General features: G+C 46.6%; 16 protein-coding genes. 5 read left to right on the plus strand and 11 right to left on the minus strand.

The genetic code is table 11. The annotated features are described in order from the left end of the window. Positions 1 to 6 precede the first annotated feature (6 nt). The 10 genes from BLV62_RS00140 to BLV62_RS00185 all read right to left on the minus strand — a co-directional run bounded on the left by BLV62_RS00140 (position 7) and on the right by BLV62_RS00185 (position 18,056). The gene (locus BLV62_RS00140) at positions 7 to 2,319 is read right to left on the minus strand and encodes a Gldg family protein (RefSeq protein WP_211117789.1); all 2,313 of its coding nucleotides are present in this window, start codon (positions 2,317 to 2,319) and stop codon (positions 7 to 9) included. 11 nt (positions 2,320 to 2,330) lie between these two features. Further along, entirely contained in the window at positions 2,331 to 3,257 is a 927-nt protein-coding gene (locus BLV62_RS00145; RefSeq protein ID WP_211117791.1) for an ABC transporter ATP-binding protein, read from the minus strand. 33 nt (positions 3,258 to 3,290) lie between these two features. Further along, entirely contained in the window at positions 3,291 to 4,175 is an 885-nt protein-coding gene (locus tag BLV62_RS00150; RefSeq protein ID WP_089757404.1) for a hypothetical protein, read from the minus strand. Positions 4,176 to 4,186: 11 nt separating this feature from the next. Beyond that, the gene (locus BLV62_RS00155) at positions 4,187 to 5,659 is read right to left on the minus strand and encodes a RagB/SusD family nutrient uptake outer membrane protein (RefSeq protein WP_089757405.1); all 1,473 of its coding nucleotides are present in this window, start codon (positions 5,657 to 5,659) and stop codon (positions 4,187 to 4,189) included. 9 nt (positions 5,660 to 5,668) lie between these two features. Then, positions 5,669 to 9,295: a SusC/RagA family TonB-linked outer membrane protein gene (locus BLV62_RS00160; protein WP_168927864.1), complete on the minus strand. Its 3,627-nt coding sequence runs from the start codon at positions 9,293 to 9,295 to the stop codon at positions 5,669 to 5,671. 430 nt (positions 9,296 to 9,725) lie between these two features. Further along, positions 9,726 to 10,961, minus strand: a complete 1,236-nt coding sequence (locus BLV62_RS00165) for a FecR family protein (protein ID WP_089757407.1) — start codon at positions 10,959 to 10,961, stop codon at positions 9,726 to 9,728. 182 nt (positions 10,962 to 11,143) lie between these two features. Then, positions 11,144 to 11,734 (minus strand): RNA polymerase sigma factor, encoded by a 591-nt coding sequence (locus BLV62_RS00170; RefSeq protein ID WP_089757408.1) that lies wholly within the window; start codon positions 11,732 to 11,734, stop codon positions 11,144 to 11,146. 277 nt (positions 11,735 to 12,011) lie between these two features. Beyond that, positions 12,012 to 13,118 (minus strand): TlpA disulfide reductase family protein, encoded by a 1,107-nt coding sequence (locus BLV62_RS00175; RefSeq protein WP_089757409.1) that lies wholly within the window; start codon positions 13,116 to 13,118, stop codon positions 12,012 to 12,014. Positions 13,119 to 13,138: 20 nt separating this feature from the next. Beyond that, positions 13,139 to 14,620, minus strand: coding sequence for a RagB/SusD family nutrient uptake outer membrane protein (locus BLV62_RS00180; protein ID WP_089757410.1), 1,482 nt, complete (start codon positions 14,618 to 14,620; stop codon positions 13,139 to 13,141). Positions 14,621 to 14,630: 10 nt separating this feature from the next. Further along, positions 14,631 to 18,056 (minus strand): SusC/RagA family TonB-linked outer membrane protein, encoded by a 3,426-nt coding sequence (locus BLV62_RS00185; RefSeq protein ID WP_089757411.1) that lies wholly within the window; start codon positions 18,054 to 18,056, stop codon positions 14,631 to 14,633. Between the two features lie 316 nt (positions 18,057 to 18,372). Between BLV62_RS00185 and BLV62_RS00190 the strand changes: the two genes are divergently transcribed. The 4 genes from BLV62_RS00190 to BLV62_RS00205 all read left to right on the plus strand — a co-directional run bounded on the left by BLV62_RS00190 (position 18,373) and on the right by BLV62_RS00205 (position 21,611). Beyond that, positions 18,373 to 18,915, plus strand: coding sequence for an RNA polymerase sigma-70 factor (locus BLV62_RS00190; RefSeq protein ID WP_168927865.1), 543 nt, complete (start codon positions 18,373 to 18,375; stop codon positions 18,913 to 18,915). A gap of 42 nt (positions 18,916 to 18,957) precedes the next feature. Next, positions 18,958 to 20,118, plus strand: a complete 1,161-nt coding sequence (locus BLV62_RS00195; RefSeq protein ID WP_089757413.1) for a FecR domain-containing protein — start codon at positions 18,958 to 18,960, stop codon at positions 20,116 to 20,118. A 78-nt stretch (positions 20,119 to 20,196) separates the two neighbouring features. Next, positions 20,197 to 20,778 (plus strand): TetR/AcrR family transcriptional regulator, encoded by a 582-nt coding sequence (locus BLV62_RS00200; protein WP_089757414.1) that lies wholly within the window; start codon positions 20,197 to 20,199, stop codon positions 20,776 to 20,778. 44 nt (positions 20,779 to 20,822) lie between these two features. Then, positions 20,823 to 21,611, plus strand: a complete 789-nt coding sequence (locus BLV62_RS00205; protein WP_089757415.1) for an SDR family NAD(P)-dependent oxidoreductase — start codon at positions 20,823 to 20,825, stop codon at positions 21,609 to 21,611. A 48-nt stretch (positions 21,612 to 21,659) separates the two neighbouring features. On the opposite strand, the gene BLV62_RS00210 is transcribed toward BLV62_RS00205, so the two are convergent. Next, on the minus strand, positions 21,660 to 22,682 hold the full coding sequence (locus tag BLV62_RS00210; protein WP_089757416.1) for an LLM class flavin-dependent oxidoreductase: 1,023 nt from the start codon (positions 22,680 to 22,682) through the stop codon (positions 21,660 to 21,662). A 138-nt stretch (positions 22,683 to 22,820) separates the two neighbouring features. Here BLV62_RS00210 and BLV62_RS00215 point away from each other — a divergent pair, with 138 nt between their 5' ends. Continuing rightward, positions 22,821 to 24,179, plus strand: coding sequence for a S41 family peptidase (locus BLV62_RS00215; protein WP_089757417.1), 1,359 nt, complete (start codon positions 22,821 to 22,823; stop codon positions 24,177 to 24,179). The last annotated feature ends 2 nt before the right edge of the window (positions 24,180 to 24,181 follow it).

The raw sequence follows: 24,181 nt of genomic DNA on the forward strand, positions 1-24,181 counted from the left end.
TATTCATTATTGTCTTTTCCGGCGGATTAATAATACCGTACCCGTCATTAATAACAAACCCGGGATCAGCCACAAATAGATAGTTTTCTCTACGATGGCGCCCTGGTAGGTGATCCTCAGCTTATCATCTTTGGGCGGGGCGTAGTGGGGATAAATAGGAAAGTCGTTGTTATCCATCCAGCTATAAAAGGTTTGTTCTATACCCAGGTTGGCGCGGAGCCAGTTGTTATCCATAAAATCTGCATCGCCGCAAACAATAATGCGCTGTTCCTTATTGTTTATGTTCCGTTTCAATTGCAATGCTGTGACAAAGCCATCGCTTTTTACATCGCCTTCAGCGGGATTAAAAACAGGAGCGGCAGAATCGATCACCAGTCTGCCGGTTTTCAACCAGGCATTAGTATCGGCCATGAGCAGGGGTTGCATATGGAAAATACTGCTGTCAAACTGCACCAGCGGGGCCGCACCTGGCATTAACAGGCGTGCCGTATCCCATTCGGTTCTCAGACCCACCAGGAACGATTGTTCTGCCAGCCCCGTAGCTTCACGGGTAATGTATGGCGTAAGCATATCCGGCGTATAGTTCCTGCTCAGTTGAACAATTGTTCCATCCAGCATCCGTATGCCCATTGATTCCAGTACCGGGTTTAATATGGATTGTTTCCCGGGCTCTCCTGTTATCAACAGGTTGCCGCCATTGTCGGTATACGCTTTAAGCTTGTTTTGCGAAGTTTCGCTGAGCGCGGTTTTCGGATCCGCCAGTACTACAATATTGGCATCTTTTGGAATATCCTGGTTTTCCAGGCAAATTGTATCTATATCAAAGCCGTTATTGATCAGGGAACCGCGCGACTGTTTATCAGTACTATGCCCCGAGTATTCCCGTTCTCCCAATTTATATACACTGCGTTCCAGGTTTCCTGTAAGGAAAATCACCTTCGGCATTTTTGCAAGCTGAAGCCGTTTCAATGCTGCTGCTACCTGTGTTTCATTAGGCCAGAATGTATTATCGATAAAGGTGCGTAAAAAGGTTTTCCTTCCTTTATACGACAGCTCCATTACTACCGCATAATTTTCCGGCTCCAGGTCAATTTCCTTATGGACTTCTTCCGGTGTTTGGAATGCAGACAAAGGCTGATCAAAACCCTTGGCCACTTCCTTCGCGATCTCCTGCAGGTTCTTGCCGGGGAAGCGCCGGTACAGCATACTGTCATGCTTTTTTACATCATAATAATAAACATACCTGAACGACAGATTGGATTTAAAGCGCAGATAGGGTTCCCATAACCTTGTCAGGTAATCGTTCCGTTTTTCCGGAAATCCAAGTGCGCACCCTTCCGCAAAGAGGTTTGTATAAAGGGTTACCTGCACCGGTTCGTCGCCCAGGTCTTTAATGATCTTCTGGGTGTTCTCCCGCAAGGTATGTATTTTACCTGCCGTAGTATCCCAATAGGCAATAAACCCGGGCCGGGAGCCTGCAAAACCTATTAAGACAGCCGTAGCAAATACCAGAATATACTGACCTAGCCTTAGCGGCCATGGCTGATAACTTCTGGCGCCTTTCAGCCGGATCAGGGTAAAGCCTACAAATATGTAAATAACTGCCAGGAAATAGAGGATGTCTTTGGTCGTAATAAGTCCTGTAAGCATTTTACCCGTTCTTCCGGAAATAGAAAGGAAGTAGGTAAGATCTCTCACAAAATCATATTGCTGCCACAATGTTCCGATCCGGCCCAGCACCAGCACAACAATAAAACTACCAATGGCTGATACTATAGGGTAGTTGCTCAGGCTGGACATGAACAGCCCGATTGCGGTATAGGCGCATACCAACAAATAGAAGCCCAGCGCGGAAGACAATAGTATTCCATAGTCGGCCGACTGTATATTCAGGTATCCTGTCAACAGGAAAATCCCTATAATACCCAGCAACAGCAGGTTATAGAACATAATGGCCAGGTATTTCCCCAACACAATATCCCTCGTTTTAATGGGTGAGGAATACAACAGCTTTATTGTTCCGCTGTTCATTTCCCGGCTGATAAGATCCATCGTCAGCAACGGAACAAATAAATAGAGGTTCTGAAGGATGTTTGCAAAAATGCTTTCTCCCATCAGGAATAGTTCCGCTGTGAATGAACTGCCGGTACCTTTAAACTTAGGATCGTTGTTCACGCTGATATCGTACCATTTTGCCCTGGGCAGCAGCGAATTCATATAAAAATAGGCTATCTGTATCCAGAAGGCAATTGTCAGGAACCAGGCAACGGGAGAATAGAAAAGATTTCGGAGGTCGGTTTTGGCTATCTTAAAGATCATTAATATCGTTTTTAAGCTGGAATCTGATTGGATAACTGTTTAAATATGTCGTCGAGCAGGCTTTTATCGAGGCTGATCTCGCGAAGTTGCCATCCGCCATAGGTACTGGCTTCTGCCAGCCGTTCGGCGATTTCTTCATCACCATCGAAATATACCCGCACCTGTTTTGAATTCAGGAAATCAACTTTCGTTACTCCGCTGATCTTCAGGAGATCTGCCGGCGCCGGCGCCTTTTCAAGACGCAGCAGGAGGCTGTGAGGCCGTACATAGTTGTTGAAGGCGTCCATGCTGTCGGAGAAAATGATCCTCCCTCCTTCCAGCATCACTACTTCCCGGCACAGCAAATGAATTTCAGAGAGGATATGTGACGACAGCAGCACCGTATGGTCTTTACCTATTTCCCTTATGAGTTTTCTTGCCTCAATAAGCTGGTTCGGATCAAGGCCATTTGTAGGTTCATCCATTACAACCAGTTTTGGTTTATGAATGATGGCCTGGGCAATGCCTACCCGCTGCCGGTAGCCGCCCGACAGGTTCCTGATGAGGCGGTTGCTGAAATGCGCCACTCCGCATCGCTCTTTGGCTTCACTTACTGCCTTCTTTATTTCGGTCTTTTCGATCCTTCGCAACTGTGCAGTATATGTCAGGTATTCATCCACGGTAAAATCAAGATATAGTGGCGGATGTTGCGGCAGGAAGCCAATATGCTTCCTTGCCTGTTCAGGCTCTTTCCGGGTATCAATGCCCTGGATATATACGCGTCCTTCCGTTTGTTTCAACACCCCGCAAAGGATATTCATTGTAGTGGATTTCCCGGCGCCGTTGGCGCCCAATAAACCAACCACGCCCGGTCGGTTGATTTCCAGGTTGATGTCCCTGATCGCCCAGGCACTTCCGTATTTATGGGACAGTCCTTCCAGTTTAACAATAGCGCTCATAATTTTCTTTTGTGTATTAATAACCTGTCTACTCTATTCAGGCTTGATAAATCCAAGTGTTTTAAATACTTCCATGATGACTTTATATTTTCTCATCACCAGGGGATATTGACCGTATTTGTCGTTGAATGCAGCAGTTGTCTGGTTGAGGATCTCTGTGAGATAACGATCCAGGTCCTGGGCCTGCGTACCGATAGAATAGTAGTCTTCAGATTCTGTTCCATCACTCAGAAAGCCATATTCTTCTTTCAGGCGATAGGGAATATAATCGCCGTTGAACTGGGTTCCATTGGCTGTTTTGCCATAGTAGACAGAACTGACTTTATAAAACTCCGTTAACAGGTTGGCGTTGGCATTCAGGTATGGAATTAATATAGTCTTGAATATATCGGCCTGGTAGGCTTTTTTCCCTGCCGCATCCAGGTTCCGGATACCAGGCACAAACCCCAGGGCTACGGCTTTCAGACCGCGGTAAGATGATAACATTACCTGGTTGTAGCGCCAGGGCGAATCATATGTATACAATGAATCTGCCAGGAAGAAGGCATACGGCTTCATTGCGGCGCCGAGATATGGCACTACGCTTTGTTTGATAAAATCCAGTCCCAGCAGGATATCCGCATCTTTCTTAATCTTTGTGTACGTGACCAGCGAGTCAATAACCGTCAGGTGATACCACAATTGCAGCGTAACCAGCGGGGCTGTTGTCACGGTATCATTGTATAATACAGCAATGCCGGTTTCCTTGTAATACAGGTAGATCTGGTGATCGGCGGCATTAGCCGGGTTATCATGCCTTGCAAATGCATCCGGCATATCCGGTGAAGGTTGAAGGCTGGCTTCCTTCCTGCAGGCAAAACAACACAGGAAGAGTATCAGGCTATATATTGGCAGGCAATTTATTTTTATCCTAGTCATAGCGTCTATGATTAAAAAGTTCTGTCAGGTCGTTGCGGATTTTGTTTAAGCACTCCCTGGTTGAAAATGATAACATCAGCAGGTATAGGGAATAAATAGGCCGGATCATTAGGTTCCAGTACTAATGAGGCTTTTACAAACGGGCTTCCGCCGAAGAAAACATCGGAATAGTTATGCGTGATCTTTTTCGAAAAAGGATAAACCGGGTTAACGGCATACCGTTTCAGATCGAACCAGCGGTGACCTTCAAAACTAAGTTCCCGCCGGCGTTCGTCGCGGACAAATGCCGCGAGTGCAGCGCCGGACAGATCAACCGGCTGGAAATAATCCGGCGAGAAACGCGTACGGCGAAGGGTATTGAGCACCTGGTTTGCTTCCTTATCTTTTTTCAGCATTGTTAATGCCTCCGCCTTGTTCAGATAGGCTTCCGCCACCCTCATGGTAAAAACATCCGATGCTGTTTCTGCCGGCGAAATATTATTCAGCGTAGAGCTATATACTTTTATATAGCGGTATTTGCCGGCGTTCATTTCAAAGAAGGCAGTTTTCCGGAGATCATTCCCCGTATAAAGCGCCATCAGTTCATCAGAGGGTTTCATAGCTTTAGGCGGAAAAACTTCCGGCATAATTCCCATCATCACGTTTCCGTCCTGCGTGAATAAGACTTCGGGCGATTCCTTTGTCAGGAAACTGGTATGCGGAATGTAGGCTGCGAGTTGAGATAATACCGGTTTCCTGGCCAACACTTTATCTGCCGCCTCTATTGCTTTATCCCAATCCTGCATATAGAGATAGACCCTGCTTTGCAGGAGGTTCACTGCGTTGATATCTGCCCGGTAGGTAGTGCGTTGCGTTACTCCTTCCAGGCATTGTTCTGCTGTTTCAAGGTCTTCTACCATTTGCCTGTAAACGCTGTCTACTGTTGAGCGGGTAAAAAAACGGTCTTCCACGTATTCGGTGATCTTTAACGGCACTCCCATATCTGTAGTCGCAGTGGATCTATTATATGCGCCGGCATATATGTTCACCATATAGAAGTAGTAAAAAGCACGCATGAACAGCGCTTCGCCGCGGATCCGCTTTAGCTGAACGGGGTCGTCTTTCGATGTTGTTGCCTGGTAAGCGACAATATTAGCTGCGTTGATACGCCTGTACATTGGCGCCCAGGTATTGTCTGTGAGCTGCATGAAAGTATTGGCAGTAAAAGGATTCGCCTGCCAGGTATAAAACCCGAATATATCGGCGCGGGCGTCAATAAAGGAGACGGAGCCTACGTAGTCGGCGATGTCGTCGTCCATGGTATTCAGAAATTTGAAAGGCAGATTCTTATTGATAATGTAAACCTCTCCACGCAACACTTCGTCGAGCCGCTGCCAGGTTTTGGCATATGCCAGGGTTTGCGACTGTTCTTCCAGGAACTTTTTACAGCCGCTGAACAGGAGAAGCGCGAGTATGATAACTATACAGGAACGGATACTTTTCATAATCTTGTATTAAAAGGATACATCTATAGTAAAGGAATAAGTGGGCCGTGGCGATACCTGTATCAGGTCTCCGAAGGCGGTTTGCTCAGGATCTTGCCCGTGCAGGTCTTTGCTTGCCCAGGTATGAACATTCATTGCAGAGAACATGATATTGGCAGATTTAATGTTCAGGTATTTGCTCACATTATCGGGCAGCGTGTACCTGAAATTCACTGTTCTCAGTTTCAGGTAGCTGCCGCTTACCACACGGATGTCCGAGTTGTCGTACATCTCCCAGATATTCCTGGCGTAATTGAAAGGATAGCTCATAGACCAGTGGTTGAGGGTTTGAGAGAAATCGCGCCCGCCGATGAGCGCAGGGATATTGGTAAAGGCTTCATCCCCTGGTTTCCTCCACCGGTTCTCAAATTCGAGTCTTACATTGTTTTCAGGCATCGGAGCGGCTACACCGGAATTGATCTGCTGAGATGTGGCCGTATAGAGTTTTGTTAACCTGATCTTGCTGCCCACGCTGTATGCCAGGTTAAAGCTCAGGGCAAATGCTTTATAGCTAAAGGTATTGAGCACACCTCCCTGGATAGTGGGGATACGGTTTCCTGAAGGCACCATTACCTGCTGAAAAACCTGGTCTGCTTCCATTCCCCTGTACTTATCGCGGAGCGCCTGGTCGTCATTCTTAAAAATTGGTTTACCGGTTTTGGGATCAAGACCATCAAAGGCATAGGAATAGAAGGTATTTACAGCCTTTCCATCGATGATCTGTTTGCCGGTAAGGTAATCGGTATACAGGTTAGCATTCTGGCTGCCCAGGTACTTGTTAAGCCCATAGTGATTAATACTGTTAGACAGGATAGAATTCAGCACCTGCCCTAATTGCGGATCTATACGCCAGGAAAAACCATTGGCGCTTCCTTTGGGTCCTAGGTTATTGATAGGCATAAAGCTGAATGCCAGTTCTATTCCCTTGTTACGGATAGTACCGGAATTCACTATATAGGTGCTAAGCCCGTTGATATCTGCCACTCTTTTATCCAGGAAGGCATTTTCTGTCTTTTTGTCGAAATAGTTGATATTACCCTGGATCTTATTATTGAACAGCGAAAATTCCAGTCCTATGTTTAATTCTCCATTCTTTTCCCATTTCAGATTCGGGTTAGGGTAATAGGCGATGGTAGAATAATATTCCTCGCTGATAGGATCAAGCGCTCCCTGGTTGATGATGAGGTCGGGAGTCTGGTTATCCAGCATATTACCCTGGTAGCCGTAAGATGCTTTCAGCGCCAGCATATTCACCTGTCGGGAATTTTTAAAGAAGTCTTTATCTATATCCCAACGCCCGGATACCGACCAGGTAGGAAGAAATTTCTCGCGGCTGCGGCTGCCGAATTTGTTGGAGAAATCTGTACGGGTATTAAAATTCAGGATGTATTTATCGTTGAACGTATACGCCGTTGCCAGGTAGCCGGAAACGATATTGGTCAGGTTATTCGTAACCTGGTCTACATTGTTAATAGTTGCCCATTGCGCATATACCGGGTATTTAACCGGGTCTACCTGTGCAAAGGCCTGACCACGATCTTTCATATACCCTCTTCTGACCATTTTCAGGCCGTTATACTGGTTGGAAGACATTTCTCCCCCCAGTGTTATATCCAGCTGATCACGATTGTGAGCGCCGATAGGATGGGTGAAATTTGCCTGTCCGCGAACCAGGTAAGAGCGGTTACGCACATTACTTGAATGATATTCGCCTCCATAGGGCATCAGCGTTCTCGAAGGATCGGCCGGCATTCCGTACTCGCTTAAACGTATTTCTGCGGCAGCAAAAGTATTTTCTTCGTAGACCGTTCGGTCTTCGGTATTGCTGTTATTAAAGGATAGCAATACTGTTCCGCTGAGGTATTTATTTAACTTGTAATTAAGGTTTGTATTAAGAGCGATCCCTGAACCGTCTATATTATTCCGGGAATGCTCCATTTCGTTCAGGATATTAAAATTGAAGTAATCGAAGGCAGAGCCGCTATACCGCTTGTAATAATTCAGGCTTCCGTCTTCGGTATATGCGGGTACTGCCCGGCTGGTATTGTATGCGTAAGAAAGAGCGTTCACCGAGCTTGCTACAAAATCCCTCTTCTCTGTATTGCCCCTGAAGTTCAGTTCCCAGTTCAGTTTGGGTGTAAGCGCAGTGTTTAACTTAATCAAGGCAGAGTACTGATCGATCTTGTCTCCTCTTATCGTACTCCGTTGGGTAGCGGCGCCTACGGAAGCAAAGTATTTTGTTTTCTCATTACCGCCGGAAACACTGAGATTATTTTGAGTAGAAATGGCATTATGAAGAATAACATCAAACCAATCTGTATTCACTGTTTCCAGGCGATGTACTTCCCGTTGAAATTCCTCGTAACTATATTCTCCGTTATACAGTTTAGTCAGCGCGCCTTCGTACCCAACATAGTTGATGTGCTCAGAATAATTTAGTCCATTTGCGATCAGGTCTCTTGAGAAATCCATCCGCTGCCTGGAGTTCATCACGTTTACGTTGGCGTCTGAATAATGGGGCCGCTGCACCAGGCTGGTAGATTGATTGAAGTTAACAACCGGTGCGCCGTTCTTGCCTTTTTTTGTAGTGATAACGATTACTCCATTCGCTGCTCTCACGCCATAAAGAGCGGTTGCGGAAGCGTCTTTTAATATATCTATCTGCTCAATATCAAAAGGTTTTAGCCCTGAAATAGCGTTCCCTAACCGGTTTACAAAATCGAGATCATTGATGGTTGCCGGGTCAATATTCACCGGGTCGTTTACTACCACGCCATCTACTACCCAAACAGGTTCGCGGCTTCCCAATAAGGTAGAAGTACCACGGATACGGATCTTCGGAGATACGCCTATATCGCCCGAGGGGTTCATTACAAACAAGCCCGGCACACGCCCCTCCAATGCCTGGTCTATAGAGAACATACCGGGGCTCAGGATATCTTTCGCTTTTAATGTAGTAATAGCGCTGGTGAGGCGGCGGCGATCCAGTTGCTGGTAACCGGTGCTCACTGTTACCTCGTTCAGTTCAGAAGTGGATTTGGAAAGCGAGATACTTAAACTGCGCCCGTTGACTTTGACCTCTTTCTTTTCGTACCCGATCGAAGAAATAACAAGCAACGCGTGATTCCTGACATTCCGGAGTGCGAAATCCCCGTTTGCATTCGTAGTGGTTCCCTGGTCTGTACCTTTTATCATAACACTTGCGCCGATGACCGGGGCGTTATTTTCATCCAGTACTTTTCCTACAACCCAGAACAAAGTATCAACGGGCGGGCCGCTCTCCTCTTCCGGCTTCGCTATAACCGCTTTGGGAGAAACAAAAATGCTTTTGCCTTTGATAGTGTATTCGAGCGGTTGAGCTTTGAATACTTCTACCAGGAATTGATCTAAGGGCAGGTTTTGCGCATTAAGAGAAACAGGACGGGAAACCTGGAGTACAGATTCAGGATACAGGAAGAGATAGTCTGTCTGCTTCTCAACAGATTTAAATACAACTTTCAAGGATACTTTCTCTCCCTGGAAAGTTACATTCTGTGAAACGCCTTTAGCGCAGACGGTCAAAATACCAACCGTTAATAGAAGAGTTGTTAGTTTCATGACTAACATGATTTTGGTGATGTGGTGATTGCTTCTGCGAACCAGCCATTCACAAATAGCAGTTTTTACCATACTTTTGTGTTGTTTGGGTGATAAATAGGCAGTCCTCCAGGACTTTTGTTTTGTGTTGCCCAAACTTTCCGCCGCCCTGGCCTGCACGCCAGGGCGGTTTTGTGTCCGGCAATTTTTTTCTGTCAGGAACAAAGACTCTCCGGGTCAAAATATTTCATTTGACCTGAGCCCTAAAGCGCAGTAGCAACTTAGTTATCTGGTAAAGTTTACCAGGCCGTTCCCGGACATTCCGGCAACCTTACGGCCGGCTTGAGAATGGTTGACATTTTCGGATTTGCGACATAGACAATTGGTTGTTTAAACTTATTAGCCGTAAGACACAACTAAGCGGCAACGGCGGCAGATTGTAACAGGTATTTTAAAAGACTATCAGTTTTCTTCCCTGCAATTCTGTTCTTACACCCATTTTTTGCAACGCTTCCAGTACATCTTTTAAGTTTACGTTTCTATACATCTTACCCTGGAAGGTGATATTCGAATTAGGACCTCTGTATTCGACTTCAATATTATACCATCTTGTTAATTGCCTCATTACGGTTTTCAGATCAGCGCCGGTAAAATCAAATATCCCGTTCTTCCAGGCCAATACCTGGTCGGTATCCACTGAGGAATTTACCAAAATTCCTTTCCCGGCGGCTGATTGCCTGTCGGCGGCGGCTATAAGAGCCTGTTGCCCGGGTTTCAGTACAACTGTTTGGTTATCTCCCACTATTCTCACACTCCCCTCGAGAAGGGTTGTATTAATGTTATCTTCGTCTTCGTATGAATTGATGTTGAAGCTGGTACCCAGTACCTGCACCAGCGCTTTCCCGTTTACATCTACCATAAAAGGCTGCTGTTCCTTTTTAGCAACTTCAAAATAGACTTCACCTTTGATCTTTACCTGGCGTTTATTGCCTGCAAAAGCCGCAGGAAAAGTAATTGAAGAAGAAGCGTTCAGCCAGGCTTTCGTACCATCCGGCAGCACCAGTTGATACTGGCCGCCGTTAGGAGTTGACATGGTATTCCATAACATTTCGCTTTCTGTTTGGATACCTGCATTATAAGCGATCTGCCCGTTGGCAAGCTTTACTACCTGGGCATTACCCTGTTGCGCAAGTTTCCCGTTAGCTGCACTATCCAGTGTTATTTTGCTGCCATCGGCCAGGGTCAGGGTAGCCAGGGCGCCCCCGGGGCCAATATCAGCCTGCAAGCTTTTGCTATTTTCAACAGGGAGCGTTTGCTTCCCGATCAATTTCCAATAGTAAGTTCCTGCTGCCAGTAATATAACGGCTGCAGCAGCCCATTGCCATTTTCGCGCAAAATGGAGATGGCGGACAGGCCGCACTGCAGGTTCATTATGGTTGGCATCTGTAAATTCTTCTATGCTGTTGGCCTTAAATCGTTGAAATGCGGCTTCGGTATGCCGGTCGTCCATTACGATAGAAAAGTATTGATCAATTTCACTTTTGTCACGGATCTGGTTAAACAAATTCCTGTTAACGGCCGACTGTTTCAGCCATTGCTCTAACAACGCCTCTTCACCGGCGGTGAGTGAACGACCGCTGAAATGACTGTACAGGATATCTTTAATCTGATCAATATTGACTTTCATGCTTTGTTATTGTTTTTGCCCATTGGATGATCTGCTGTACCAGCGCAATACATCATCACATCCATATAAATGGATGCTTTGCAGGGAGCTTTACAAGTATAATCTGCCAGGTATGATTCATGGCTACAGATTGCCCTTGTATGGTAAGTAAACGACTGAACAGGGGTAAGCATCACAAAGAATTAATAAAAAATTGAAAAAAATATCATCACCCTGCGTTTCTGGAGGATCAGCCGCAACTTTTCGAGCGCCCTGGCTTTTTGATTACGGACGTTGTTTGGCGTGATATGAAGGCTTTCAGCGATTTCATTGGTATCAAGCCCTTGTACAAAGATCATTTTCAGCAGTTGTACCTGGGCGGCGGGTAAAGTAAGTATCTCTGTATATATCCGGTTAAAAAGATCTTCCTTTATGATCTTTGCTTCCAGCATATCTTCTATACTATCCTGGTCATAGGAGATCTCTCCCTGTTTAGACGACTTTACTTTCAGGTGCTTTTGATGGTCGTAACATTTATTCCTGGCAACGGTAAACAGGAATGCACTTACTTCTTTAATGGTAGCGTGCCTGAATTGCTCCCTCCGGCGCCAGAAGACGGAAATGGCTTCCTGGGCGATATCCTGGGCTTCTGCGGCATCTTTCAGGACATCCAGGCTGAAATATCTTAAACGGGGATAGAAAGACTGGAAAAAGCATTTCATCGCCGCTTCGCTTCCATCCGCTATGTTCGCCAGCAAGTCTGGATGCTCAATATGTATGTTACTGTTATCCAATTTTTTCGATTACATTCAACAGGTAAATTATAAGATAATCCAACAACCGGGTTGGGTAAGCAGCTTCAGATGCCGTAGATGCAGCAATTAGCAAAATACAAAGTTTATTTTATTTTTATAGGCATACCTCCCGGGGATGGAGGCAATAATGACCACTTTGGTTGCTTAAAAAAAAGCCGCCTTCATAGCGAAAGCGGCTTATACATGGTTGGCCTTAAAGGTTATCTACTATAGTTCCGGTTTTTTATGCCAGGAATATAAAATGTATGAATGTTATTTATTCCAGAATCTCCGACAATTTTTTCTCCAGGGCCGATCCCCGCAGGTTTTTGGCAATAATGCGCCCATCAGGTCCTATCAGCAGATTTTGCGGGATAGACCTGATGCCATATTGAGCAGCTACTTCGTTCTTCCAGCCTTTCAGGTCACTTACGTGTATCCAGGGCATAGCGTCTTTTTCAATAGCCGACAGCCAATTGGCTTTGTTCTGATCCAGCGATACCGCGAGGATCTCCAGGTGCTTATCTTTAAATTTATTATATGCTTTCAGCACATTAGGATTTTCGGCGCGACAAGGGCCGCACCAACTGGCCCAGAAATCAAGCAATACATACCTGCCTTTCAATGATGAAAGGGTTACTTTCTTTCCATTCACATCCATTTGTTCAAAATCCATAGCCTGCTGGCCAACGGCAGTTTTCCTGCTCAGGGCAAGCTGTTCTGCCATTTCCCTACCCTCCTCCGATTCGCGAAACTGTTTAGCCATCTTGCTGAACAGCGGCTCAAAAGTAACGGGATCTATAATTGTCGAATGCTGTTTCAACAGGTCCCAGCTTACATAGGAAGCGGGATGGGCGCTGATGAAATCTTCCTCCAGCTTACTTCTTTCATTATTAATAACTGTTGCCTGGTCCATGATGGCGTGTAATGCAAGGCTATCCCTTTCTGCTGTTGCTTTGTTGTACTTCGCTAGCAACTGATCCATTTTCACCTTCGCAGGTTTCAACTGCTGGTTCAGCAAGTTGAAATCCGCCTGGGCTTCGCCTCCGTTGATGGTTGCCGTTGCGGGTGCTGGCCCGTTAACGCTGGTCTTACCCGGTTCTACATACAATTCTACATATTCGAGGGAAAACCCCGGGTAGGCGCCAGGTTGCAGGGTTTTCACCATTAGCATACCTTTTACCGGCCGGGAAACAGTACCGCTGAAACTGAAACTTCCGTCGGTTGTGTGTACAGAGTCTTCCACCCCCTGCTGGTCTTTATACGCTAAAGTAATGGTAGCCGCCTTTATGCTAGTAAAACGCCCTTTTATTTCATATGTTTTCTGCGCCAGGATCGGCGATACCTGGAATATGCACAGGATTAATATTATTATCTTCTTCATAATTCTTTCTTTAAATACGTTTATTGGTAACCGTTATTCTGAACCAGGAAAGGATTATTGATGATATCTGTTTGCGGAAGCGGCAGCAATAGCCAGTCTTTTTTCCAGGTACCTCCTTTTAAAGGCGTTATTACTTTCATCACTTCTTCTGCCCGGCTAATTGCAGGGTTGTCTTTTCCCGGCCATCTTTTCAGATCAAACCATCGATGGCCCCATTCGGTGAACAGTTCCAGTCTTCTTTCCTTTTCCAGGATACCCATGGCGGCGGCTTTTGTTGCAGCGCTGGTATCGGCCAGGTTAGCCCGCGACCTGACTGCGTTAATATCTTTTACCCCATTTTCAATATTATTCTGCTGTATCCTGGCCTCTGCGCGGATGAAGTAAACCTCGGCCGTACGTTGTACCACGAAATACTCCTGCACGGTAGAGAGGCCGAACACGTCGGTCTTATACTTAAAAGGAAAGTAATAAGTTTTACCACCGGCAGTTACAGATTCCAGCCATTGGGCTTTCCGTTTATCGGTGGCGCTGAACGCGTTCACTATGCTATCGCTCAGGTAATTGCTCAGGTCATAGCCGGAAGGTTGCGGTCCTAAACCATATGCCTTCAGCACGGCAGGATTGAAATGCCCGCCATCGCCGGTAAATAAAGAAGTAACGCCGGCGGCAACAGCCCCATATGCAGGCGCAAATTCCCAAAGCGCTTCAGCAGACGCAGGTTGCCTGAATACCTGGTTAAGATCCTGTACGAGGTTGTAACTGGCAGGTTGATCGATCACCGCAGTAGCTTCAGCCTCCGCATCCGCCCATTGCCCGGTATATAAATACACTCTTGCCAGCAACGCTTTTGCCGCGTACTTATTCGGGCGGAAACGCTGCGTAACGATAGCGCCGAGATGGTTCCTGTACTCAACCGTCAGCAGTTTATCCGCTTCTTTCAGATCTTCGATCACCTGTTTATACACGTCGTTAACACTGGTTCTTCCAGCTACCCGGTTCACCTGGTAATTGGTAGAAGTGATCAGGGGAACAGGGCCATACATGTTTACCAGGTAGAAATACATAAATGCACGCAGGTATCTTGCTTCGCCGAGGATCTGCGATTGGATGTCAGGCGTAAGCGAGGTAGAAGCCGATGCTCCTTCTATGGTTGCATTTACATTGTAAATATTGCGGTAGAAGCCCGACCATATATTAGCAGGGATGGTATTAGAGCTGAGAAGACTGTTAGACCAGATCTCTATGTAATCAGGCAGCATGCTAACCGTATTCAGTTCATCGCTCAGCAGGCCGCTCACGATGCTGACTCCCCTGCCTCCCTGGAGTATGGAATACGTGTTCCCTAAGTCCGACAGCACGGCATTTACAGTGGCAATAGCAGAATTATCTTTCTCAAAAACCTTTGCAGCATCCACAGAAGACTCCGGCGACGGCGTATCCACAAACTTGGTGCAGGATGCCAACAGGAAGATGATGCAGGTTATAGCAGTTAATTTTTTCATGCAGTTGTTTTTAAAGGTTCAATTCAATACCAGCTGTCCATACCCTCAGCAACGGGTAATTGCCCGACTGGTTCTCCGGGTCCCAACCTTTGTAGTTTGTGATGGTAAAGATGTTCTGGCCCTGGACATAAAACCTGCAGCCCTGTATGCCGCCTCTCCTGGTCATTTTTTCAGGAAGTGAATAGGAAACAGAAATATTTTTCAATCGCAGGAACGAAATAGTGGCATAGTAAGAAGGATTCCAATCCGTTCCTACATTGGCATAACTGGCCTGGCTATTGGGATTGTTGGTCAGTTTTTGCACGTCGGTTATATCTCCTTTCTGTTGCCAGCGGCGTTCGTACCTGTCCACAGGCATATTGCTGGCTTTCCCGTTTGCGTTGAAAAGGCTGCCATAGGTAACGGCCCCTGTTTGTTTCCCGAAATTCAGGAATAAGCTCAATTCAAATTGTTTGAAACGGAAGGCATTATTGATCCCCCCGAACAATTCCTTTCCTGTATTGATGGCTATTACCCGGTCGTTGATCATCAGGTAATTGGCATAGGAAGTATCTATCCCTCTTGAATAGCTTCTCCATACATTCAAACCGGTTATAGGATCTACGCCTACCTTATCGTAGGTTTTTACAATACTTAGCGGCAATCCTTCAACATAGGTGTAGGCATAGGGAGAACCGGCGAGGTTAGGGTACGACACTAATTTATTCCGTGGGAAACTGATATTGAATGAAGTATTCCAGGAGAAGTCTTTCTTCTTTATGTTGCTTGAACTGAATTCCAGTTCCAGGCCGGTGTTCTGGATAACGGCAGGCAGGTTAGACTGTATGCTGGAGAATCCAACGGTGCTGGGTAAAGGAAATTGCACTAACTGGTTGGAAGACCGGTTCCTGTAGTAGCTTGTAGAAAGGGAGATCCTGTTGTCCAGGAACGAAAGTTCCAGTCCAACTTCCGCTTTCTTGTTAGTTTCCCAACTGTATTCGTTGTTGAAAAGTCCCGAAGGGGCGAGCGATAGTCCCCCGTTATATTGGTTGGTAGCATTGTATAACGAAAGATAGCCATAGTCGGGGATGATATCATTGCCTGTAGTACCATAGCTGGCCCTCAGTTTACCGAAACTCAAAAAAGGAAGCGCATCTCTTACAAGATCTTCATCGCTGAAGATCCAGGCGGCGCCTGCAGATGCAAAATTGCCGAACCGCCTGCCCGGTGCAAATCGCCCGGAGCCATCCCGCCGGGCTGTGATGTTAATAATATACTTTGAATCGATATTGTAGTTAAGCCGGCCGAAGATAGCGTTATAGAGATATTCTGAGTTCTGGGTATAGGAGTAGTCTACCTGTCCGAAGTTCGTGTTCCCCATCAATGCGTCATCGGGATAATTGTTCACCTGCAATATCAGCCCGTTGGTTTTGCTTTGTTGAAATGTGGCGCCAACAAGCGCTTTGAAGTTGCCGGGTCCCAGTCTTGTTTCATATTCCAGTTGCGGCTCCGCACTCCAGGTACCTGTCATTAATTTCATATGCCGGGAACTCCTCAGGAACTTTCCTCTTGTCAGCCATTCGGTTGGATCAAAAAAGTCCTGTGGTCTTTTAGACACTGCATCCGTTTGTACCTGGTTGTAACCTAAGGTAGCCTTCACCTTAAAGCCATTGAACAATTTGTAACTGAAAGCCGCGCTGGAAACAAGGCTACGGGTATTGGCATCAGATATTTCCTTCAACCTGGCAATGGGGTTCTGGAAAGTTCCGTTAGGTCCCCAGTTCAGTTTGCCGGTAGAGTCGTATAACGGCGGCGCGATGGGAGGCAGTGTTAAAGCATAGGCGGCGATACTCCAACCGGGCAACCTGTTGTTATCGAAACCATAATTCACTGAAAACTGCGCCTGTAATTTTTGATTGGCTGATTGATGATTTACATTCAGGCGACCGTTGTAGCGGGTATTGGCCAGGTCGATTGGAAAGATGGAAGTTTCCCTGGAATAATTCCCCGAGAAGAGAAAGGAAGTATTGTTATTGCCCCCGGATATAGACAGTTGGCCCCGGGTGTAATTGGCGGCGCCGCCCAGCAATACATCCTGCCAGTCGGTACTCCGGGTAGTATCCCACGATACCAGGTCGTAAACAGTACTGGGGTTGGCTGTAGCGATGGTTTGCCCATCGTTCTTAATAGCTTCATAGCGCATATCCAGGTACTGCCGTCTGTCTAAAACATCTACCTTCCTGGATATTTTAGCAATACCGGAAGAAAGGTTAAGGTTGACAGATGTTTTCCCTGCTTTTCCTTTCTTCGTGGTGATGAGGATCACGCCGTTCCCTCCCCGGCTTCCGTAGATGGAAGTAGCGTCGGCATCTTTCAGTACTTCGATACTTTCTATATCATTTGGATTGATGCTGTTCAACGGGCTTGTGCCCACATAGCCCAGCACCTCGAAGCTGGGCGGGTTGTTGCCCGAACTGCCGGAAGGAGTATCGAATATGCCGGAAGGATAGGGTGTTCCGTCGATAATGATAAGCGGGTTGTTAGCTTCGGGGCGTACGCTGTTCAGGCCGCGCAACCTCAGCGTGAAGCCGGTACCGGGCAAGCCGCTTTCCTGTACCACGTCGAGGCCCGCTACCCTTCCTACCAGGGCGGCAAGCGGGTTGCTCACAGGTTGACTGGCGATATCCTTTGAGCTTACTTTCGTGATGTTGCCGATCATCTCCTTTTTTATCACATCATAATAACCTGCTTTGATCACTACATCTTCGAGGGATGTTTCCGCAAGGGGCAGGGTAAGCTCCAGCGACGGTTGATCGATCATGGCTGATGTTACTTTAAATTCGGTTGTTTTAAAGCCCACGAACGATATTACCAGAACGGTTCCCTGGTTGGCGTTGATAGAAAAACGGCCCTCAGCATCGGTAGCGGCGCCGGTGGAGGTACCTTTTACCCTTACCGAAGCGCCGGCCAATACATTGCCGTCGGTTCCCTTTACGACGCCGGAAATGGGTCCGCCTGCGGCTGCAGCCTGCGGCGATGGAGAGGCAGGTTTTTCCGTTGCAGGAGGGGCAGGTACAACCCGTATCACGTTTTCCCTGATATTCCATTTCAGCGCTTTGTCTTTCAGTAAAGCATCCAGTACGTCGGCCACTTTCTGGTCTGTTACCGTGATGTTCACTTTCTGATCTTTAAGCAGGGTGTTCTCGTACATGATCACCACATCGGCCTTTGCTTCAATAGCAGAAAAAACTTTGCGGATAGGGGCGTTCTTGAAATCCAGGGAGATCCTTTTCTGTTCATTACCCTGCCCGTAGCTGGAAGCGGCAATGAGTGCCTGTGCAGCTATGACGATCAGCGTAAGGATAAAAAAACTCGTTCTCATAATAAAACGTATGCACGGTTTACCGGCAGCAGCCAGCAAGCGGCCGCCGGTATGATAAATACCTGTTTTTTGCATAAATTGCGGTTGTTCGAATTGTTTTAATTAAAGTGATTCAGACAGGAACCCCTCCTTAGCTGTCCAGGCGCCGAGGGGTTTTTCTTCCTTAAGGAGCATTGCAGATATACATTCTTACATTATTGATTTTGGTGATAAAATTTTAAACAGATACGCTGAATACCTTTATTCAGTTCCCCCTTTCTAAAAAGACGATTACCCGGGATGAAATCACTAGTCGGGAAATAATTTTTTTTGAGCAGATGGTAAAAGCCCGGCTACCGGGGATGAGATAAAGAAAGTTTAATTACAGCTATAGAGTAATAACAGATTGCAGGTGTACGACAACCAAACAGGTTATACGAAATTACTGGAACGATTAAAGGCATCCGACCTGGAAGCCTTCGGGGAGTTGTATGTGCAGGTACGGGAACGTTTGTTTGTATATGCTTTGTCGTTTTTAAAAGATGAAGATATTGCCCAGGACCTGGTACAGGAGATGTTTGTAGACCTTTGGGAGAACCGGCAGTTCGAACATATTCACAGCGATCTTATTGGCTACCTTGTAAGAACAGTACGGAACCGGAGCCTGACCTATATCCGGCAACAGCAGAACCAAGCCAGGCTGAGGAACGAACATTTCGGCACAGGAGAGTCGTTGACCGAGCCGGATTCGATAGAAGCATGGGCATTAGGGGAAGAAATTGAGGCAGCCATCGCCCAGCTGCCGCCTATGGCCGCCAAAGTATTCAGGCTGCATTACATAGAAAAACTCAGTTATGCAGAAATTGCCGACCAATTGCAGATAAGCGTTAATACCGTAGGCAATCATATTGCCAGGGCGTTGAAAGGCCTGCGGGGAAATTTGAAAAAAAATTAGCAACCGATTAGTGATTCAATCCGAGTTAATAGTCATTATAGTATGATGGATCAGTTAACCGACGACGAAAAATTTCTGCTCCTTGGAAAAGTGACGGGTACTCTCAGCCCGGCAGAGGAGGAAGCGCTGGAGCAATTGTTCCTTACCAATCCTCATGCCCGCCCGGCTTACGATGCGCTGGCAGCTTCTTTGCCGGCCAGCGATGTAGCTACCGGGTTTGCCCATCGTAAAACCCATTCTACCTGGCGCGACCTGGAAGCGGAGCTCAGGCAGCAACAAACGCCTGTGCCGGTTGTTCCTCTCTTTAAAAGAAAATGGCTGGTAGCAGCCGCCATTGTTGCAGGGCTGCTGGTGGCGGCAGGCATTATCTTCTGGCAGCAACAACTGGCCAAACCAGGAAAAAGCTACCTGGCTGCAGCCCCATCAAAAGCAGGCATTGAATTAAAACTGGCGAATGGCCAGGTTGTTAACTTATCAGAAGAGCATGGCGCCATTAAAGCCGGAGATGCACAGCTCAACAACAGCAATAAAAGCCTTTCTTTTGCCCCCGGCCCCTCTCCTTCCGCCGAAGAACTGAATATCCTTACCGTACCAACGGGAATGGATTACAAAGTAAACCTGGCCGATGGCACAGAAGTATGGCTGAATTCCGCTACTCAAATATCTTTTCCTCTTGCTTTTACCGGCAGTTCGCGGCAGATCGCTATTAACGGGGAAGCCTATCTGAAAGTAGCCAAAGATCCCTCCAAACCGTTTATCGTGCAGCTGCCGCACAGCACTGTGCAGGTACTGGGAACAGAATTCAATGTAAATACCTATGATTCCGGTATCGTGAAAGTAGCCCTGGTAGAAGGTTCTGTAAACCTGCAGGCGCCTACAGGAAAAAGTATGCTCACGCCGGGCAAACAGGCTGTATACCACGATGGGCAGGCCATTACACAGGCAACCTTCGATGCACGTAATGTACTGAGCTGGCGTAAAGGCTTGTTCTATTTTGAAGATGCCAGCCTGGAGGAGATCGGTAAAGTAGTGCCACGCTGGTACGGTATCCGGGTAGTGATAGATAACCCGGCTATCCGGTCGCGTACTTTCAGCGGGGTGATTAACCGGAATCGCCCTGTTTCCGTTTTCATGGAAGATTTAAAGGCCATATCAGGGATTGAAGCGTATAGGGATCAGCAGGGGGTGTTGCATTTCAGGTAGAAGAACAAGTGTACAGGCCAGAAAAAATTGGTTTTTGAATTCTTTCCCCTATTTTTGTATCAATCATTACAAAAATACATGAAAGGAAGGCCAACCAGGCACCAGGACAAAGAACTCATACTAAAAGCACAGGAAGTATTCTGGCAACGCGGATTCAACGGCACCTCCCTCGCCGACCTTAGCAATGCAACAGGAGCCGGAGCAGGAAGCCTGTATAATACCTTCAAAGGCGGCAAGAAAGAGCTCTTCAAAAAAGCGCTTCAGCAACGCAGAGAAGACCTGGAAGCCTTCAGGCAGATGCTGGCAAAAAGCGAAGACCCCGTAGCTTTAATAAAAAAGTTCTTCATGGATTTGGCGAATGCTGATAAACAAGCGCACGACAAAGGATGTATTGTTGCCAACTCCATCGTGGAAATGACATTTATTGATGATGAACTAAAAAACGAGGCTACCCAGATCCTGAAAGAAACTGAACAACTCTATGTTTCCGTTATTGCCGCAGCGCAGAAAAAAGGAACACTGACCACAAAAACACCAGCCGATACCTTAGGCAAATTCCTTATCACCTTTTGGTGTGGCATCAATTCATTAAGACGAATTTACCCGGATAAAAAAACATTGAAAGAACAGATTGCATTTCACCTGCAGGTGCTGAACTAAATTTTTTTACTTATTTTTTGAACGATCATTACAAAAATAACCACATGGATCTACAGCTTAAAGGCAAAAGGGCATTTATCAGCGGCTCTACACAGGGTATCGGTTTTGCTATTGCACAACAATTATTGCAGGAAGGAGCGGAAGTTATTATTAACGGGAGAAATGAGAACAAAACCAGGCTCGCCTGTGAGCGGCTCAGAGAACAGTTTCCCGACGCCGTTGTATTTCCCTGCCCGGCCGATTTTTCCAACAGAAGTGAAGTAATGCAACTCCTGGATGAATTGAATAACATAGATATCCTTATCAACAATGTCGGGATCTTCGGGGTAGAGAACTTCTATGAAATTTCAGACGAAACCTGGTACGATTACCTTGAAATAAACCTGATGAGCAGCATGCGCCTATCACGGAAACTGCTGCCGGCAATGATCCGGAACAATTGGGGAAGGATTATTTTCATCAGCAGCGAATCCGGTGTCAACGTGCCTGAAAACATGATCCATTATGGTACAACAAAAGCCGCGATGAATGCTTTAAGCAACGGGTTATCCAAGCTCACAAAAGGCGCAGGGGTAACGGTGAACACCATACTGGGCGGACCCACCTATTCCGATGGCGTTGCCGCGGTTGTAGAACAAATTGCGGATGCGCAGCAAATTGACGCAGAATCTGTAAAACAGGCTATCATCCTGCAATCCAATCCTCATATCCTGTTGCAAAGATTTTTAGACCCTGCGGAAATAGCGAGTCTGGCAGTTTACCTGGCAAGTCCCCTTTCTGTAGCTACCAATGGGGCTGCGCTCCGTGCAGATAGCGGGGTGTTGAAAGTTTAAAAAGCGGGCATTTTAAACAATGCCCGCCTTCATGATTTTTGGGTGCGTTTAACGCCAGCCTAATCCAGGCGCTACGTATTTTAAAATGGAAGACAGTATATGCACGTTATACTCAACTCCCAGGGTATTGGGTATGGTTAAAAGAAGGGTATCCGCTTCCTGGATCGCTTCATCTTTAGCCAATTCTTTAATGAGTTGATCCGGCTCGGCTGCATAACTTCTTCCGAAGATGGCGCGTTTGCCTTGTTCTATCATCCCGATCTTGTCGGACTTATCAGACTCCTGGCCGAAGAAATAGCGGTCCTGGTCCGATACCAGCGCGAAAATAGACCGGCTCACCGAAACCCTTGGTTCGCGGTTATGTCCAGCTTTCTTCCAGGCTTCTTTGTATAACCTGATCTGTTCTGCCTGTTGCACATGGAATGGCTTCCCGCTCTCGTCATATTTGAGGGTAGAACTTTGCAGGAACATTCCATTCTCTGCCGCCCATACAGCGGTGGCATTAGAAGCAGCTCCCCACCAGATGCGCTCACGCAGCCCTTCCGAATGAGGTTCCAGTCGCAATAAGCCCGGCGGGTTAGGAAACATAGGATATGGATTAGGCTCTGCAAACCCAACGCCCTTCAGCTTATCCAGGAATTCCAACGCTTTACGGCGTCCCATATCTGCATCGGTTTCTCCTGCTGCCGGTTCATATCCAAAATATCGCCATCCATCGATCACCTGTTCCGGCGATCCCCTGCTGATACCTAACTGCAATCGCCCTCTTGAAATCAAATCAGCGGCGCCGGCATCTTCTACCATATATAGCGGGTTCTCATAACGCATATCAATAACACCGGTTCCGATCTCTATTTTGCTTGTTTTGGCGCCGATAGCCGAAAGCAAAGGAAATGGCGATGCCAGTTGAGCTGCAAAATGATGTACCCGAAAATAGGCGCCGTCTAACCCGATTTCTTCAGCGGCAACGGCCAGGTCGATCGACTGAAGCAACGTATCGCTGGCTGTACGCGTTTTATAGGCTGGATGGTTAGACCAATGCCCGAACGATAAAAATCCTATTTTCTTCATAACACATTTTTCAGGGAGAAAATTAGACCAATATTATCCATTTTTTCTGGTACAGCAATTTCTTTCCCCCATGCACTCCCGTGTTTTAACGGTGAGATAATATTTTCCCTATCTTCACCCCGCAAGCATTCTAAACAGATGATCAAATACTTTTTATTCTTCATTTCATTCATATATTTTCAAAACGCTTCCGGGCAAGAATATCTTTCGAAAAGCGAAGCCATTGAAGACATCGATCACTACACCCGTACCATGCAGGCTTCTCATTACAATCCCTTTTTCTATATCACCAAACAGGAATACGAGAAACAACTCAACACACTGAAGGGGATGTTGGGGGATTCCATCCCGGTAAAACAATTTGCACTGCTGCTGCATAAGATCACGTCGCTGCTCAACGATGCCCATAGTACCTTGCAGCTTAGTCAACCGGTTTTTGGAGAAGAATATAAAAAGACACAGTTCTTTCCTTATAAACTGATCCATCATGGCAACAAGTTGTATGCACCTGTTGGAACTGACATTCCCGCCGGCAGTGAAATTGTTGCTATCAACGGGCAAAAGATCCCGGAACTCTACAGCGACATACAAAAAATAATTCCGGGAGTAGCAGCTTTTAAAGCCGAAGCAGCCTGCCGCCTTTTCTCCTATTTTGTATTCCTGCATGATATAAAGCCGCCGTTTACAGTAGAGTACCGTGCCCCAGAAAATAAACCCGGTAAAATAACCATCAACGAAGGCGTTACCTACAGAGCTGCCCTGTCAGCCAATTTCCCGCATATCGCCAAGCCTTTCGATTTTAAGATCATAGATACAAAGCTTGCCTGCCTGGATATACGTACGCTGAGTGCAGGTATTAGCCAGTTGAAAGCCTTCCTGGATACCAGCTTCGCAGCTATAAAGGCACAGGACATCCATACGCTGGCCATAGATCTCCGTCAAAACAGCGGGGGCAATACAGAGCTGGGCGAACTGCTTTTCAGTTACATCACCCGCCGTCCTTTTTCGTTTGGCGCCAAGCACTGGAAGATCAGCCAGGCCTATAAAGATGTATTAATTGCAAATGGAGATACTGCAGAGGTTTACCTGCAAAAGCCCAATGGAAGCACCTGGCAGGATGCGGCAGTATGCAAGCCCCGCGAAAATAAGTTCAAAAGTGACGTTGTTTTCGATGGCAAAGTTTATTTCATCACAGGCCCATTCACCTTCTCCAGCGCTATGGCAGTTGCGGATGTAGTGAAAACATACAACCTGGGAACTCTTATTGGAGAAGCGCCCGGGGAAAGAGCGATGGACTTCGGAGAGGCATTCAGCATTCAACTTCCTCACAGCAAATTCAGGATACAGTCCACAACTTCGTTTAGCCTCGGCGCCCGGTGCGGTGAAACAAAAAACAGGCTGGTAGAACCGGATATTCTTTTACAGGCTACCTTACCTGAAAAAGTGGAGCAGAACGACCCGGTGATGAAATACCTGTTGAAGAATACCATAAAATAAGC

The organism is Chitinophaga terrae (ex Kim and Jung 2007) (assembly GCF_900107795.1).
Classification (GTDB): domain Bacteria; phylum Bacteroidota; class Bacteroidia; order Chitinophagales; family Chitinophagaceae; genus Chitinophaga; species Chitinophaga terrae.